The 16,035-nt window shown below is 63.7% G+C and carries 9 protein-coding genes and 1 riboswitch; of the genes, 5 read left to right on the top strand and 4 right to left on the bottom strand.

Annotated elements, in window-relative coordinates; genetic code table 11:
• The first annotated feature begins 166 nt into the window (after positions 1-166).
• Entirely contained in the window at positions 167-928 is a 762-nt protein-coding gene (locus AAK988_RS04050; protein WP_369872981.1) for a DNA/RNA nuclease SfsA, read from the top strand.
• Positions 929-1,028: 100 nt separating this feature from the next.
• Here AAK988_RS04050 and AAK988_RS04045 read toward each other — a convergent pair whose 3' ends face one another.
• A complete protein-coding gene (locus AAK988_RS04045) occupies positions 1,029-2,396 on the bottom strand; it encodes a Na+/H+ antiporter NhaC family protein (protein WP_136432575.1) in 1,368 nt (455 codons plus the stop codon).
• A 141-nt stretch (positions 2,397-2,537) separates the two neighbouring features.
• On the opposite strand from AAK988_RS04045, the gene AAK988_RS04040 reads away from it, so the two are divergent.
• Complete coding sequence (locus tag AAK988_RS04040) at positions 2,538-5,210, top strand: DEAD/DEAH box helicase (RefSeq protein ID WP_369872982.1); 2,673 nt, start codon at positions 2,538-2,540, stop codon at positions 5,208-5,210.
• Here the strand turns inward: AAK988_RS04040 and AAK988_RS04035 are convergent.
• On the bottom strand, positions 5,174-6,613 hold the full coding sequence (locus AAK988_RS04035; RefSeq protein WP_136432579.1) for a helix-turn-helix transcriptional regulator: 1,440 nt from the start codon (positions 6,611-6,613) through the stop codon (positions 5,174-5,176). The two genes, AAK988_RS04040 and AAK988_RS04035, sit on opposite strands and share 37 nt — an antisense overlap.
• A gap of 342 nt (positions 6,614-6,955) precedes the next feature.
• Here AAK988_RS04035 and AAK988_RS04030 point away from each other — a divergent pair, with 342 nt between their 5' ends.
• Together AAK988_RS04030 and AAK988_RS04025 are read left to right on the top strand one after the other, a co-directional pair.
• On the top strand, positions 6,956-8,620 hold the full coding sequence (locus tag AAK988_RS04030) for an FAD-dependent oxidoreductase (protein WP_160345761.1): 1,665 nt from the start codon (positions 6,956-6,958) through the stop codon (positions 8,618-8,620).
• A 511-nt stretch (positions 8,621-9,131) separates the two neighbouring features.
• Positions 9,132-9,617 (top strand): hypothetical protein, encoded by a 486-nt coding sequence (locus tag AAK988_RS04025; protein ID WP_369872985.1) that lies wholly within the window; start codon positions 9,132-9,134, stop codon positions 9,615-9,617.
• A gap of 13 nt (positions 9,618-9,630) precedes the next feature.
• Here the strand turns inward: AAK988_RS04025 and AAK988_RS04020 are convergent, their stop codons facing one another.
• Complete coding sequence (locus AAK988_RS04020) at positions 9,631-10,176, bottom strand: DUF8612 domain-containing protein (protein WP_136432584.1); 546 nt, start codon at positions 10,174-10,176, stop codon at positions 9,631-9,633.
• A 329-nt stretch (positions 10,177-10,505) separates the two neighbouring features.
• A riboswitch (glycine riboswitch) is annotated at positions 10,506-10,668 on the top strand.
• Positions 10,669-10,731: 63 nt separating this feature from the next.
• Between AAK988_RS04020 and AAK988_RS04015 the strand changes: the two genes are divergently transcribed.
• Positions 10,732-12,207 (top strand): alanine/glycine:cation symporter family protein, encoded by a 1,476-nt coding sequence (locus AAK988_RS04015; protein WP_321194016.1) that lies wholly within the window; start codon positions 10,732-10,734, stop codon positions 12,205-12,207.
• Positions 12,208-12,392: 185 nt separating this feature from the next.
• Here the strand turns inward: AAK988_RS04015 and AAK988_RS04010 are convergent, their stop codons facing one another.
• Entirely contained in the window at positions 12,393-15,812 is a 3,420-nt protein-coding gene (locus AAK988_RS04010) for an SNF2-related protein (RefSeq protein WP_369872986.1), read from the bottom strand.
• Positions 15,813-16,035: the final 223 nt, after the last annotated feature.

Raw genomic sequence — 16,035 nt, 5'->3', positions numbered from 1 at the left:
GAGTGAGCTTTCGGAAGCCACTCGACGGCCTTGATTTATCACGTTTCGCTATCAGATAGGGTAATTTGACGCTGTCCAGCGCTTTTTTAGCCCAAAATTGACCTCCGCAGAGCTCACTCGACGGCTTTTGTCCACGATTCCGCTTTTTACTCACAAGGACAGGCCCATGACCTCCCCTAAAGCAAATACCGCTCCCCTTCTCTTCCCCGAGCCTTTGCGGGAAGGGGTCATCCTGGCGCGGCCGAACCGCTTCATCATGGACGTGGCCTTCAGCGACGGTGCTCCCGCGCGCTGCCACTGCCCGGCTGTCTCGCGCATCGGCGACCTGGATCTGACGGGACGGCCCTGCCTGGCGTCTGATTCCCACAACCCCCGGCGCAAGCTGCCCCTCACCGTGGAGGCCTTCTCGCTGCAGCAACCCGACGCGGCCGAGAAGCAATGGATCGGCATCAACCAGAATGCCTCGAACCGCTACGTGGAGCATTTCCTGCGCGAAGGCGCCTTCAGCGCCGTCACCGGGCCCGTGGGCCAGCTGCGCCGCGAGGTGCCTTTGGGCTCCTCGCGCCTCGACTTCCTCGTGAACGAGAACCAGTACCTGGAAGTGAAGACGCCCCTCGTGCAGATACAGACCGCTATTCCGCCTTGGGTGCCCACGGTGCCCCCGGCTCCCTTCGACTCCACCGAGCGCGTCCAGCGCCATCTGCGGGAACTGGCCGCGTCCCTCCAGCACAACGAGCGGGCCGTCATCTTGTACTGCCTCTACTACGAGAACGACGGCTTCCGCTACTACCACGGCACCACCTACGAGGAGATGCTCGCCTGCGTGGACGAGGCGCGCACCGCCGGTGTGGAGCTCTGGCAGGCCGACTTCACCATCACGCCCGAGGCTGTGGCCCTCGCCGGCTACCACCCGCTGGAAGAGTGGTAGCGAACGCCGAGCCGGGAGCCCCAACCGATAGCGAGCCCACGCCACAAGAAAAGGAGCGGCCTTGCGACCGCCCCTGCATCGTCGGGTATGCCCGGAACCCCTAAGCCTCTTCGGCCACTTCCAGGACCTCTTCCTCGAAGCCCGCATGATCGGGCTCGTAGCCGCGGTTATCCGGCACGAGGAAGATGAACACCAGCGAGCTCAACAGCAGGAAGAACGGATAGAACAGAAACGGCATGATCTGGAACGCCGACACATTGAAGCCCAACTCGGCGCAGGCCGAGATAGCCACCAGCATCTGGGCGCCGTAGGGAATCACTCCCTGGAACACGCAGGAGAAGGTATCCAAGATGGATGCGGTCTTGCGCCGGGAGATGTCGTAGGTCTCGGCCATCTCGTGGGCGATGGGGTTCGCCATCACGATGGCCACGGTGTTGTTGGCCGTGGCGATGTCCATGGCGCCCACGAGCAGACCCATGCCCAGCTGGCCGCCCTTGCGCCCCTTGAACACGCGTTTGATGCCGGCAAGCAGAGCCACGAAACCGCCGTTCTCGCGAATGAGCGCGCAGATGGCGCTCACCAGCACGGCCACCATGGTGGTCTCGAACATGCCGGCCGCCCCCGTGCCCATGTTCCCCAAAAGATCGGTGGCCGCCACCGCGCCCTCGGCCACCACGATGATGGAGCCGGACAGGATGCCCAGCAGCAGCACGACGAACACGTTGATGCCCAGAATGCCGCCCACCAGCACGATGAGGTACGGAACGAGCTCGATGAGGTTGTAGTCGTTGTGCACCGTGCCCGAGATGTTGGATCCCAGGGACAGCGCCAAGATGAGCACGAGGGTCACGATAGCCGCGGGCAGGGCGATCTTGAAGTTCTCGCGGAACTTGTCCTTCATCTGGCAGCCCTGGCCCTGGCAGGCGGCGATGGTGGTGTCGGAGATGAACGACAGGTTATCGCCGAACATGGCGCCGCCCATGACCGAGCCCACGCACAGAGGCAGGCTGAAGCCGGAGGCAGCCGACACGGCCACGGCAATGGGGGTGATGAGCGTGATGGTACCCACCGAGGTGCCCATGGAGATGGACACGAAGCAGCTGACCACGAACAGCACGGCCACGGAGAACTCCGCCGGAATGATGGACAGCATGAGGTAGGCCACTGACTCGGCCGAGTCGCGCCCCACGGTGCCCACGAACACGCCGGCGGCCATGAAGATGAGGATCATGGTGACGATGGTCTTATCGCCGATGCCACGGCCCATAACCACCAGCTTGTCATCGAAGGGCAGCTTGCGGTTCTGGAAGCAGGCCACCAGCAGCGCAATGAGGAAGATCACCACGATGGGGATGTTGTAGAACCCCATGGAGATGCCCATGCCGTACTCGAACAGAACGCCGAGCCCCAGATACAGCACGAGGAACACCCCGATAGGCAGCAGCGCCGCCACATTTCCCTTTTTCACGTCGAACTCCACCTTCTTCGTCTCTGAAAAAACAGTCCGCCTATAGTACACCACAAAAACCGCTGCCGATGCGTCATCTTCTTCGCGCGGCCCTTACTTATAATAGATGGTGAGACATCGCCCCGTCAGAACGGACATTCTATGGACAACCCAGCCGAAAACCGCGTCGAGGAAGGCGCCTGCGAGACCTCCGACAACATCGCCGCCGAGGCTGCCGAGCGCGGCGCCTGCGCGGACGCCGACAACCCCGCCGCGCCCGTCGACCCCTTCGAGCCGGGCTCGCTCGGTTGGCTTCTGCCCTGGGCCGAAACGGGCGAGGGCGACGTGCTTTCCCCCGACGAGGCCCTGGAAGTATTCCTGGAATGGGTGGAGGCCCGGGGCATGGAGCTGTGGCCTCACCAAGAGGACGCGCTCATGGACCTGGCCGTGGGCGATTCGGTCATCCTGGGCACGCCCACTGGCTCGGGCAAGTCCATGGTGGCCCTGGGACTGTGCTTCATGGCCATCGCCACGGGGCGCACTGCCTACTACACGGCCCCCATCAAGGCGCTCGTGTCCGAGAAGTTCTTCGACATGGTGGACGTGCTCGGCCGCGAGAACGTGGGCATGATCACGGGAGATTCCACCATCAACACCGAGGCGCCGGTCATCTGCTGTACGGCGGAGATCCTCGCGAACCAGGCTCTGCGCGAGGGCGCCGCGTCGAAGGTGGCCTGCGTGGTGATGGACGAGTTCCACTTCTTCGCCGACCCCGACCGCGGCTGGGCCTGGCAGGTGCCGCTGCTCACCCTGACAAACGCCCAGTTCCTGCTCATGAGCGCCACGCTCGGCGACGTGACCGACATCGCCGCCCTCGTGGAGGAGCGCACCGCACGCCCCGTCGACCTTGTCACCGACGCGCCGCGGCCCGTACCGCTGTCCTACGACTACACCTTGGAGACCTTGGAGGCCACCGTGGAGCTGGGCCTGCGGGCCGGCGAGGCGCCGATGTACATCGTGCACTTCTCCCAAGACGAGGCGCTGAAGAACGCCCGCGCGCTCGCGAGCTACGGCGTGGCCGACAAGGAACAGCGCGAGGCGGTGAAGGCGGCTATGAAGGGTACGAAGTTCACCACGCCCTTCGGCAAGATCCTCCAACGGCTTTTAGCCGCGGGCGTGGGCGTGCACCACGCGGGCATGCTGCCGCGCTACCGCCTGCTCGTGGAACGTCTGGCCCAGCAGGGGCTCCTGCCGGTCATCTGCGGTACCGACACGCTGGGCGTCGGCATCAACGTGCCCATCCACACGGTGGTGCTCACCCAGCTCACCAAATTCGACGGCACCAAGATGCGCCGTCTGCGCTCGCGCGAGTTCCACCAGATCGTGGGCCGTGCGGGACGGTCCGGCTTCGACACCGAGGGCCTGGTGGTGGCGCTCGCCCCCGAGCACGAGATAGAGAACCACAAGGCCCTGTTGAAGGCGGGCGACGACCCGAAAAAGCAGCGCCGCGTGAAGAAGAAGCAGCCGCCCGAGGGCTTTGTCAGCTGGAACAAGCAGACCTTCGAGCACCTCATCGAAAAGCCGCCCGAGAAGCTGAACCCCCGCATGCGCATCACGCACTCCATGGTGCTGTCGGTGGTGAGCCGCGGGGGCGACGCCTGGGCCAACGTGCACCAGCTCATCGCCGATTCGGCCCAGTCCCCCGAGGAGAAGATCAAGCTGAACGCGCGGGCCGACGAGATATTCCACACGCTGCTGGAGGCGGGCGTGGTGGTGCGCGGGGAAGACGCCGAGGGCAACCCCTCCTACGAGCTGACGGTTGAGCTGCCCGAGGACTTTGCGCTCGACCAGCCGCTCTCGCCGTTTCTGCTGGCCGCGCTCGACCTGCTGGACCCGGAGAGCCCCGACTACGCCCTGGACGTCATCTCGCTTGTGGAGGCCACCCTGGAGAACCCGGGCAAAGTGCTGCGGGCCCAGGAGCGCAAGGCGCGCGACGCGGCCATGGCCGCCATGAAGGCCGACGGCGTGGAATACGAGGAGCGCATCGAACGCCTGGCCGAGATCACCTACCCGAAGCCCCTGGAAGAGCTGCTCGACCACGCCTTCGAGCTGTACTGCCAGAGCGTGCCGTGGGCCCGCGACTACGAGCTTCTGCCCAAAAGCGTGCTGCGCGACATGGTGGAGACGGCGAGCGACTTCAAGACCTACATCGGCCGCTACGGCATCGCGAAATCGGAGGGGACGCTGCTGCGCTACCTGTCCGACGCCTTCCGCGTGCTCGTGCGCACCCTGCCGCCCGATGTGCTGGACGACCGGCTGCGCGACATCATCGCCTGGCTCGGCTTCATGGTGCGCACCACCGACTCGTCACTCGTGGACGCGTGGGAGAGCGCCGGCGAGCTGCCCGAGGCCGGCGCGCCCCCGCAGGCCGCCGACGCCGTGGTGGCCGACCGCCACGGCATGGAAGTCATGGTGAGAAACGCGCTCTTCGCCCGCGTGCGCCTGGCATCGCTCGACCGCACCCGCGAGCTGGGCAGCTTGGACGAGGACTGGGGCTTTACCGAGCGCGCCTGGGACGCGGCTCTGGACGACTACTTCGCCGAGCACAACGAGATCCGCATCGACGGCGACGCGCGAAGCGCGGCCTACCTGGCCATCGACGAGGGACCGGAGCAGGACGCGCACCTCTGGCACGTGCGCCAGATCTTCCTCGACGAGGACGACGACGGCGACTTCCGCATCGAGGCCGATGTGGATTTGGACGCCACCCAGGAGGAAGGCGAGGTCATCTTCAAGAACTACCGCGTGGGCTTCGTGGAGGATTTGGCGGAATAGGATAGGTTTTCCAGGCCAAGAAACTGGTACAGCTCCTGTTTGCTGTGGACGCCCAATTTTTTATAAATGTTGTGAGTATGGGTCTTCACCGTAGCGAGGCTTACCACCAGATCGTCGCTAATTTGCGCTAACGTTTTTCTCTGGGCGAGGAGAAGGAGTACGTCTCCCTCGCGCTTAGTCAGAGAGCACTGCATGGCAACCGATGTGCAGGTTTCGGCGAGTATGGTGTAATAACGTGCCGGATCGACGTACTGCGCCTTTGCTGGATCGGTGCTCCTCTCGAGACTTCCATCTCTGAGAGGAGAAAGATAGACGAACGCAATGGCTCCTAATCCTGCGAGTAGGACGAGGGGCAACGCATGCACGCCAGGCCCTATCATGCCCGAGAAAGCTTCTCCTAGAAAAGCGGCGAGTTGCTCTGCAAGATAGGCAAGCGAGAAAACAAAGACTGGGTTGTTTCCTCTTCTTTGGCAGAGATTGCACAGTATGGTGAAGAAGAATGTCGAAAAAGTCATATAGGAGGCATCGAGAAGAATCGAAGCAATTTCGTAGGAACACCCAGCTCCTATAGCGAAAACTATGATTGCCAATTCCAGAATGGCGAGCGATACGTCATAGAGCTGCTTGATGCGAACGATTCTTCCGTTTACTGCGAGAGCGATTGAGGTAACCGCAATGGCGATAAAGAGCCCGAAGTAGGAAACACTAGCTACAGGCGTGGGGGCAAAGCCTTGTAGCATTTGGATGGTGAAGATGATAAGCGAATAAATGAGCAGCAAGCGCGCAATGGGAAAGAAGCTGTGCGGTTCGATTTTGCCGGCCTCTTCTGAGGGCAGTTTTTCCGTAGGGTTTTCGTGCCAGAGCGCAGTAGAGGTATTTCTCGTGAGGCAAAGGGCGATCGCAAGGGGCGCAATGCAAGATACGGCAAGCGGCGGGAGCAAAGTGGAGAGAGCCCGCAGCGTGCCTACAAAAAACTGCCAAGCAATGAGCGTTAAAAGACAGTCGACGAGGGGGAGTCCCGCAAGCGCCTTGAGGCACGAGATGAGCAGAGAGGCTTGACAGAGCGCCGTCACGCAAAGGCAAGCGAAGGGTAGAATCCCCCAGGAAGTTTCTGGCTGTAACGAGAATATCCAGGCGCCAAAAAAACCGAGAAAGCACAGTGAGCAGGAGGCAACAACGAACGCCTTACTGCTGAGGAAAGTGCTGGTTTGGCGGTGAAACAGGGCCAAGACGCCGAACGCGAGCGACGTTACAAGGAGATGGGGATATTGGGAAAAGGATACGAGTGAAGCGAATCCTGCCGGAATTGCAGCAGAAGGGTCGAGCATCCAAGCGCAAGCGAAAGCCAGAGCGAGTGCATAAGGCACGTTGCGTATCCGATTTACCGTCACTGCCTTGGCCACGTTCGACCTCCCGAATGGTTTCGCATGATAGAACTGCCTCTCGGTCTATTCTATACCGATTAAGCCTGGAAAACCTGAGGTAATCGCACTTTGAGGAAGTGGAGTGCGGAGACGAGGAATAGCTTGAAGTGCGCAATGCGCTTCATCAACCGTTTTTTCAACCCTTCCTTGCTTGCAATCAACCTCAATCTGCATCCTCACAATCCAATACCTGCGTTTTTATACGTAAGTGCGATTTCGAATAGGCGCCGTCAACGTTTTGTCGATAGACGAGTTGGGCGATGGCCCATGAGTCCGAAATCGCGCATGCAATAACTCAGTTAGGAAAGGGGAGAGTCAAAAATGGACAAGGGAATATCGCGCAGAGATTTTATTGTTGGAGGTGGAGTGTTTGGTGCGAGCATGGCAGCGGTCGGCCTCGCGGGATGCGCTCCTTCAAATGGTGGCCTGCCGTCGACCGGTACCGACGCATCGGGCACCAGTACGCATAAGGGCGCAGATCGCCCTCTTTCTTCGCGGCTTGTCGAAGTGGATGAAGGGGATGTGGCCCGCACGGAGGAGTGCGATGTCGTAGTGTGCGGCTCAGGATCCGCTGGAACCTATGCCGCCATTAGAGCAGCTGAGCTTGGTGCTCATGTAATCTGGCTTGAGAAGACAAGTCTCAAGGGAGGAACTTCGACGGTGACGGAGGGCACGCTTGCCTACAACACCCAAGAGCAGCTTGACGCACAGGGGCCCGCAGACCTGCAGGCCGAGTTCGAAGCTTACATGCAGTGGCACAATTGGGGTGCTTATGCACCGGGGATTTGGTGCTATCTGGATAATTCCGGAGAAGCTCTCGATTGGGCCATAAGCCATGGGGCTTCGATGTCGACTGGAGGTCAGGGTTCCCTCCTGAGCTGCTTTGATGAGGAAGGAAACTGGACAAACAACGGCGAAGGTATGCTCAAGCCGCTTTGGGCCTATGGGGAGACACTCGATAATTTGGATTTTCGCCTAGAGACTCCTGCCGTGAATATCATTCTCGATGACGAGGGAGTTGGGGGCGTTTACGCAAAAAGCGGGGACGATCTCGTACGGATTAATGCCAAAGCGACGGTGCTCGCAACGGGCGGATTCGGAAAAAACCCGGAAATGTGCGCCGAGCGGCTTCGCGTTCCTAGTGAACGAGTTGTGTTTCTGGGGTTTGATGGCCAAGATGGTGACGGTATCAATATGGCGCTGACGGCAGGCGCGCTTCCCCAGGCGCCGTCTGCGATAATGTACGGACTTTCGAAGGCATGCGGAGAAAGTTGGAGCAGCATGCTATCGATTTTTACTCAGTGGCCGCCCTCTTATCGGTATCCGCTAGAAATAGGCAAAACGCTCCCCATGGTCAATCAGAGCGGCAAGCGCTTCTACAACGAGACGCTTGCGGAAGACGCCGATACCGCCCGCCTCAACACGGCAATTGCTTCCCAGTCGAAGGTTTTTACGTTGTTCGACGAGGCGCACGTTGAAGCCTACGAGGGCGAGGATAAGCTCAATGAGTTCGTTGCCTTCATGGGTGTTGGGAGCGGAGAGTTCCGATCCTTGGTTGAAAGTAGCGACTTTGTTTGGAAAGCCGATAGCTTCGAGGAGCTTGCCGAGCTTATGGGGGTTGACTCGGAGGCATTGGCTGCAACGATGAAAGACTACAATAATAGAGCGAAGGGGGACGGCTCTCATGACCCCTTTGGAGCTGACCCTGCGCTCATGACGCCCCTAGAAAAGAAGCCATTCTATGCGGTTCAGGTCGAGGCTTGCGCCTATAGCACCTGTGGCGGCGTGCGAGGAGATTCTGAGGCGCGGGCGATCGGACACGACGATCTCCCCATCAAGGGCTTGTTTGTGTGCGGCATCGATAACGGTTCCATGCAGTTTAACGACTATCCCTATGGGCTGCATGGAGGATCGGGGCAGGGTGCTGCTTGCACGACGGGATATGTTGCTGCGAACACAGCTTGCAAGGATCTGGGTCTTGCCTAGCGATCATTTAACAGACGACCCTCGATCCCCTTCTGTAGCAACAAGGGGATCGAGGGTCGTTTTGGGGCGCACGAAACAGCAGGTGCTCTGATATCTCTGTCGTTAGCGAAGCATTCTACGCGAGGCGAAACGCTGAACACATTAGTTATTGACCGCCAGCGTGTCAGGGCGAACAATAGGGTGGCATTATTCTGCGACGCCCTCGGGAGACGAGTACGGACCCTGCTTGTCACGACTCTGCGCAGGCCTGCGTAGACCTGGACGCCACTCAGGAGGAGGGCGAGGTCATCTTCAAGAACTACCGCGTGGGCTTCGTGGAGGACCTGGTGGAGGGCTGACGCGGCGCGGGCGACGGGCCTGGCGGGATGGCGGAATGGCGGTGGATAGCGGCGAAATCATACCGAGATCACCTCAGGTCAGGTCGCGCGTATGATGGTGCGAGGCGGCGGCGGTGCTACACTGGCGCGGAAGACACGCCCCGATTCCCGACCCTCGACCTGGAGGAGAACTCATGGCCCACGCCTCTACCCCCGCACTCTCTTTCGCATCTCGCTTCGGAGCCGCCGCCCCCGCCGTCCGCCGCATCGGGCGTATCGCCCTGGCCGCCACGCTTGCCCTCGGTACACTGGGGCTGGCGGGGTGCGGTACATCCCATCCCGTCACGAAGGCCGGCGAGGCCTGCGCCTCCTGCCACAGCGACGGCCGCGCGGCGGCCGCTTCCCCCAACCTTTCGGCAGCCGCCGTGACCGGGCTCACCTTCGCCATCGACAGCAGCGCCGACGAGGTAATCCTGTGCAGTGCCGTTGTCGCCGACGACGAGGGCGGCACCGTGGTGCCCGCCCGCATGCGCACCATTCCCGCCAGCGAGTTCGGCGCCGTCACTGTGAGCGAGCCGGGCCTCTACGCCCTGTGTGCCGGCGACATCTCCTCCCCATCGGCCACCGTCCTCGTCAACGCCACCGAGGACGGCCCCGCCGACGTGACGGTGCGGGTGTAGGAGGGCGCAAGCTTCACTCCAGAATCTCGGGCCGCAGCAGAAAGGGGATCACGCCCACGGCGTAGCTCCGCAGTACCAGCTCGTTGTAGATGACATTCTCCATCAGGTGCGTCTCCTCGATCTGCCTGAAATTGAGGAGCGCATTCCGTATTCCCGCATCAGTGGCGTAGTATTTCATGGGGTAGTCGAAGTAGCGCTTCCCCTTCACGTCGAAGCGTTCCACCTCTGAGAAGATGAAAGCATCGGTGAGTGCGTCGAGATAGCGCTTGACCGTCTTGTCCGTCGCACCTGCATGGGCCACCGTGTTGAGCGTATTGGCCAACTTGGACGGGTTGGTGAGCGAGCCTACGGCCGAGGCAAGCTCCTTCACCAGCTGATCGAGGGCGAACGGGTTCTCGATGGCGAAGCGCTCCACGATATCGGCCCCGTACACCGTATCGAAAAGCCCCTTGAGGTAGGCCTCGCGATGACTGCCATAGACGACCGTCCTTTTCTTCAGACTCCGAACTTCACCCACAAAGTGGGAAAGTTTGGAGTCGCTCTTCTTTGCCGCAGCCACGACGATACTCGCTTCGCAGACGCCCCGTTGTCCCGCACTTACCTGAGCCAGGGGCAAGGAGCCCCTGCCGCCAATGCAGCTCGTCAGTCACAGAGCGCCCCTGGACCGGGCGCGAATCCCTCCCCGTCCACCCGGGCCATTCTCTAGAGTCTGAGCGGACGGTGCTGCACCGATGCACCGTCCGCCCGCTCGCTTTTCCGCCCTCCCCGTCCAAACCGAACGTTGAGGAAAATAGTTGTTGATTGGCGAAGCGTCAGGGCGTATAGTGACCTGCGTCAATAATTCTGTGATGTCTTCGGGATGCGCGGTGCGCCGGGCAAACCGGAGGCGGAGAAAACTCTGGAGAACTCTTAAGTGAGTGCCGAAGGTGCAAGGCCCTGCCGGCGCGAGTGGCCCCAAAGGGGAGCGGCTCCGCAAGGCGGCAGATTCCGCAAGGGTAAATCCCAAGCGAAACAGGCCGAATCTCTCAGGCAAACGGACAGAGCGATGACGCGACCTTTTCGGCCGGCCACGCATAAGTTCCCCCGAGTTTTCTCGCGAGAAGAAGGGAACGCCGTGGAAGAGGCACTGCTTGGTATCGTTACCACCATCAACAACTATCTTTCCAACTACATCCTCATCATCCTGCTGCTCGGCATGGGCATTTGGTTCACCGTGCGCACCAAGGCCATCCAGTTCCGCTGCTTCGGCGAGGGCTGGCGCCGCGTGTTCGGCGACTTCAGCCTGCGCGGCGGCAACCAGGGTGGCGGCATGACCTCGTTCCAGGCGCTGTCCACCGCCATCGCGGCCCAGGTGGGCACGGGCAACATCGTGGGCGCGTGCGGCGCCATCATCGTGGGCGGCCCGGGCGCCATCTTCTGGATGTGGATCATCGCCCTGCTGGGCATGGCCACCAACTACGCCGAGGCCGTCATGGCGCAGAAGACCCGCGTCGTGGACGAGGACGGCACCGTGCACGGCGGCCCGGTGTACTACATCACCACGGCCTTCAAGGGCGGTCTGGGCAAGTTCCTCGCCGGGTTCTTCGCCGTGGCCATCATTCTGGCGCTCGGCTTCATGGGCTGCATGGTGCAGTCGAACTCCATCGCCGAGACCATGAACACCGCCTTCGGCATTCCCACCTGGGTCATCGGCCTGGCCGTGGTCATTCTGGCCGGCATCGTGTTCATCGGCGGCGTGTCCCGTTTGGCCGCCGTCACCGAGAAGATCGTGCCCATCATGGCCATCCTCTACGTGCTCGGCTCGCTTATCGTGCTCATCATGAATGCGGCGAACATCCCGGCCACCTTCGCACTCATTTTCGAGTGCGCCTTCAACCCCGCTGCCACCGTGGGCGGCGCCACCTTCGGCATCATCGCCGCCATCAGCCAGGGCGCCAAGCGCGGCCTGTTCTCCAACGAGGCCGGCATGGGCTCCACCCCGCACGCCCACGCGCTGGCCGAGGTGCGCGACCCCCACGAGCAGGGCGTTGTGGCCATGATCGGCGTGTTCGTGGATACCATCGTGGTGGTCACCATGACCGCGCTCGTGGTGCTGTCCACCCTGTACGTGGGCGACGGAATGCTCGCCACCGGCGACTACGCGAGCCTCACCGCCGAGACTATCACCAAGACCAACATCGCCCAGCTGGCCTTCGGGCAGTTCTTCGGCGAGGGCGCAGGCGCCTGGTTCGTGGCCATCTGCCTTTTGTTCTTCGCCTTCTCCACCATTCTGTCGTGGAACCTGTTCGCGAAGCTGAACGTGGAGTGGCTCTTCGGAAAGCGCGCCGTGCTGCCCTTCACCGTGATCGCGCTCGTGTTCATCTTCCTGGGCTCGCTTCTGTCCAACGACCTGGTATGGGAGATGGCCGATATGTTCAACCAGCTCATGGTCATTCCCAACGCCATCGCGCTGTTCGCCCTATCGGGCGCGGTGCTGGCCATCGCCAACGCCAAGCACGACAAACGCGCCCTGGACGTGGCCGAGGAGAAGCTGGCCGACAGGGAGCGCGCGGCCATGAACGCCATGGTGGAGAAGGGCGAGCGGAAGTAGGCCGTTCGGCAACGACCTGCGGCATCTGGAGGGGAGGGCGGCGCGCCCTCCCCTTTTTTCGTGGGCGGGATAGGTGGAAGCCGCAGCGCGCCAAGCGGTGGGACAGCAGGGCGCAGCGCGGCGCGATGGCGCGGGTGACGGGCACGGCAGCGCACCAGGCGGCGGTGCGGGAGCGCGGCGGTCCGCTACTCGTCGCAGCCCAAAAGCTCGGCGAGGCGGTCGCGGGTGAGGCCTTCCAGGACATCGGCGCCGGTGGCGGCCACCACGGAGTCGGCTAGGTCGCGCTTAGCCTCTTGCAGCGCCACGATGCGCTCCTCGATGGTACCCTTGGCCACCACCTTGTACACATCCACCTCGCGCTCCTGACCGATGCGGTGGGCCCGGTCGGTGGCCTGGTCGGTAGCTGCGGCGTTCCACCACGGGTCGGCGTGCACCACAACGGAAGCGCCCGTAAGGTTAAGCCCCGTGCCGCCAGCCTTCAGCGACACGAGGAACACCGGCGTGTCGTCCTCGTTGAAGCGCTTCACCCGTTCCACGCGCTCGCGCTTAGGCGTGGCGCCGGTGATGGTGAAATGCGCCAGCCCCCGCCGGTCAAGCTCGTCGGCCAGCACCGAAAGATAGCTCGTGAACTGAGAGAACACGAGCACCTTGCGATCGGCCTCCTGAGCCTCGGCCACCAGCTCCATGATGGCGCCGAGCTTCTCGGCGCCGCCCCGGTAGTTCTCGAACACGAGGGCCGGGTCCAGCGCGATCTGGCGCAGGCGCGTGAGTTCGGCGAGCACCTCCACCGAGCTCTTCTCGGCCTCGGCCAGGCGCCCGCGCCGGTTCGCCCGCGAGGCGTTCTGGCGCTTCTGGGCGTTCAAGTCCTCGCGCAGCTGCTGCTCGGCCCCATCGTAGAGGCGCCGTTGCTCGTCGCTTAGGGGCACGTAGCGCACCATCTCGGTCTTCGCCGGCAGGTCGGTGAGCACGTCGGCCTTCCGCCGGCGTAGCAGAAACGGCTCCACGAGCGCCCGAAGGCGGGCGGCCGCCTCCTCATCTTCCCCTAAGATGCCCAGCTCGTAGCGCTCGCGGAAGCGCTCGTAGCTGCCGAGGAGCCCCGGCATGAGGAAGTCGAAGATGCTCCACAGCTCCGAGAGGCGGTTCTCGATGGGCGTGCCCGTCAGCGCGAAGCGCAGCGGGGCGCGCAGGCGCTTCACCGCGCGGGTGGTCTTGGTGGCGTGGTTCTTGATGCGCTGGGCCTCGTCGAGCACCACCATGCCCCAGCCGACCGGCTGCAGGAAGGACCCGTCGATGCGCACGCGGTCGTAGGAGGCCACGATGACAGCGGGAACCTCGCCCGCGGGAGCACCGTCACCGGCTGCCCGCGCACCGCGCCCGATCACGCGCCCCTCCCCCTCCGCAGCCGCCCGGGCCACGAGCATCTCGCGCTGGGCACGCGTGCCCTCCAGGGCCGCCACGGGCACGGCAGGCGCGAAGCGGGCGAACTCGTCCAGCCAGTTGAACACGAGAGAGGCCGGGCACGCGATGAGCACGGGCGCTTCCAGCCGCCCCGCGTCCCGCAGGCTCTGCAAAAGCGCGATGGTCTGGAGCGTCTTGCCGAGGCCCATCTCGTCGGCGAGGATGCCGCCGAAGCCGAGGGAGGCAAGCCGCGCGAGCCAGCGGAAGCCCTCCAGCTGGTAGGGACGCAGCGTGGCGGCCAGGCCCGCAGGGGGCTCCACGGGACAGCCCGGCTCCTCCACCCGGCGCAGGTAGTCCTCGAAGGTCGCATCGCGCACCGCGTCGGCATACTCCCGATCGAGGTAGAACGCCTGGTAGGTGGGAATCTGCGCCGAGCCGTTCAGAAGATCGTCGGCCGACACGCCCAGATCGCGCATCATCTCGCCGAGATGCGCCACATCGCCCTCGGCAAGCGCCACGATGCGCCCGTCACTCATGCGGTGGAAGCGCTTGCGGCGGCGCAGCGAGGAGAACATCGCCGCCAGCTCATCGCGGGACACGTCGCTGTCGCGCACGTCCATCTGAATGAGGTTCGCGACCAGTGAAAGACCCAGCTGCACCCGCGGCGGCCGCTCTGCCACGAGCCGATCGAAGGCCGGAGTGGTGAACACCTCGCCCGCGGCGCGGAACTGCGCGAGGCCCCCGTAGAGCAGCTCGCCGGCCAGGTCGGCCTGGCGCAGCGGCAGCGTCATAGAGCCGTCGAAGAACTGGGCGGCCAGCATGATGCCGGCATCCTCCAGCGCCTGATCGCGGAAGGGCTGCTGCGAGGCGGGGCGCAGCTCGGACTCCTCGCCCGAGTCGGCGGGGCTGGCCAGCACCACCTCGCGCTCGCCGTAGAATGCCTTCACCGTCAGGCGTATGAGCGCCGCCTCCTTCTTCCCGGTCTTGTCGAAGTAGAAGGCAAGGGTGCCGGCCACCGGGCGCAGAGCCTCCCACCCCTCAGGCAGGCGCACGTCCACCGCCGCCTCCAGCACCGGCAGCGCCCGACGGCAGAACGCCGCCCCGTCGCCCTTGGCCACGAAAGCCGCGCCGCCGTCGGCAAGGCCCGCTTCCCGCAGAAACGCGAAGGCTGCCGCCGCGGCGCCCTCCACCCGTGCGGCCACGCCGCCAGCGAGCACGTAGGCCCGCTCGAGCCCCCGCACCACCAGCGCGAATTCGGACAGGTGCAGGTCGTAGCCGCCATCGGCGGCATCGAACAGAAGGGCCGTAAGCGGTGCGTCGGCGACTACACGCCACGGTTCAGGCGCAACGTCGGCGCCCGCCTCGGCGTTCCCGGCGCGACGCGCAAACGTGAAGGATCCCTCGCCGAGAGCGTCCAGCAGGGCCACTACCTCCGCCTCGCGCACCCGTGCCTCGCGCTTGCCGGTGCCGGCAGTGCGGAAGGCCGAGCCCCCGAACAGGCGCTCGTCGGGAAAGAGCCCGGCCACCACCCGGGCCACGGCCCGGGACGGCTCGTCGAACGCCTCCAGGCGATGGGCGAAGGCGAGCTTCTTGCCGTAGGCGTGAAACTCACCGCGTTGCACGTGGCGGGCGAAGTCCTCGATGTCGCGCACCTGGTAGGTTCCGCGCGCACCGCCCACCGCCAGGCGCAGCGACCAGAGGCGCCCGTCGTAGACGAGCTGAACATCCAGGCGCACGCTGCCGGGCGTCACGCTCAGGGCCGCCCCTTCCGCATCGCGCGAGACGAGGGCGCCCAACCCCGCCACGCCGCCCTTCCCCTCCGCCAACAGTCGGCCGAGGGCCTCGCTCGTGCGCCGCGCCATCGGAGCCGCAGCGCGCACGGCACCTTCCTCGAAGCTGCGCGGTTGGGTAAAGTAGGAGGTCACCAGGGCCACGCAGTGCTTGCACAAGCCGTCGAAGCGGGCGATGGCCGGGCAGGTGCACTCGTAGTCGACGATGCGCGACTCGTAATCGCCGAACATCACCGAGGCGTCGAAGTAGTCGGCAATGCCCGAGGCCGAGGCCACGCGGGCGGAGATCACCGTCACATCCTCGTCGCGACGCACGGTGCGCCCCACGATGGACTTCGCGCTGGCCGCAATGCCCACGCCCCGCGACACGGCACGCGGATCGGCGTAATCGGCCAGATTGATGCCTCCAACGCCCACGGTGCTCTCCTTCCCACAATGAATTACGAACACTTGAGGTTACCACAACAACGCCACCTGCGAAGAGCGCGGGCGGTCTCCCGCGAGAACGGAAGGGGAATCGACACCGCCGGGTCACATCCCCACGCGTCCGAGAACCTCGCTGCCCCTCCCCTCGCGTCCTGCCGCGTCGTGCGCGAAAATACGGTCGCACGGATGATGGGTACCGCGCCCGTCATGCTAG

The organism is Adlercreutzia muris, assembly GCF_041223505.1.
GTDB lineage: Bacteria > Actinomycetota > Coriobacteriia > Coriobacteriales > Eggerthellaceae > Adlercreutzia > Adlercreutzia muris.
The sequence above is the reverse complement of the archived record's forward strand: the minus strand, read 5'-3'. Positions and strand labels throughout refer to the sequence as shown.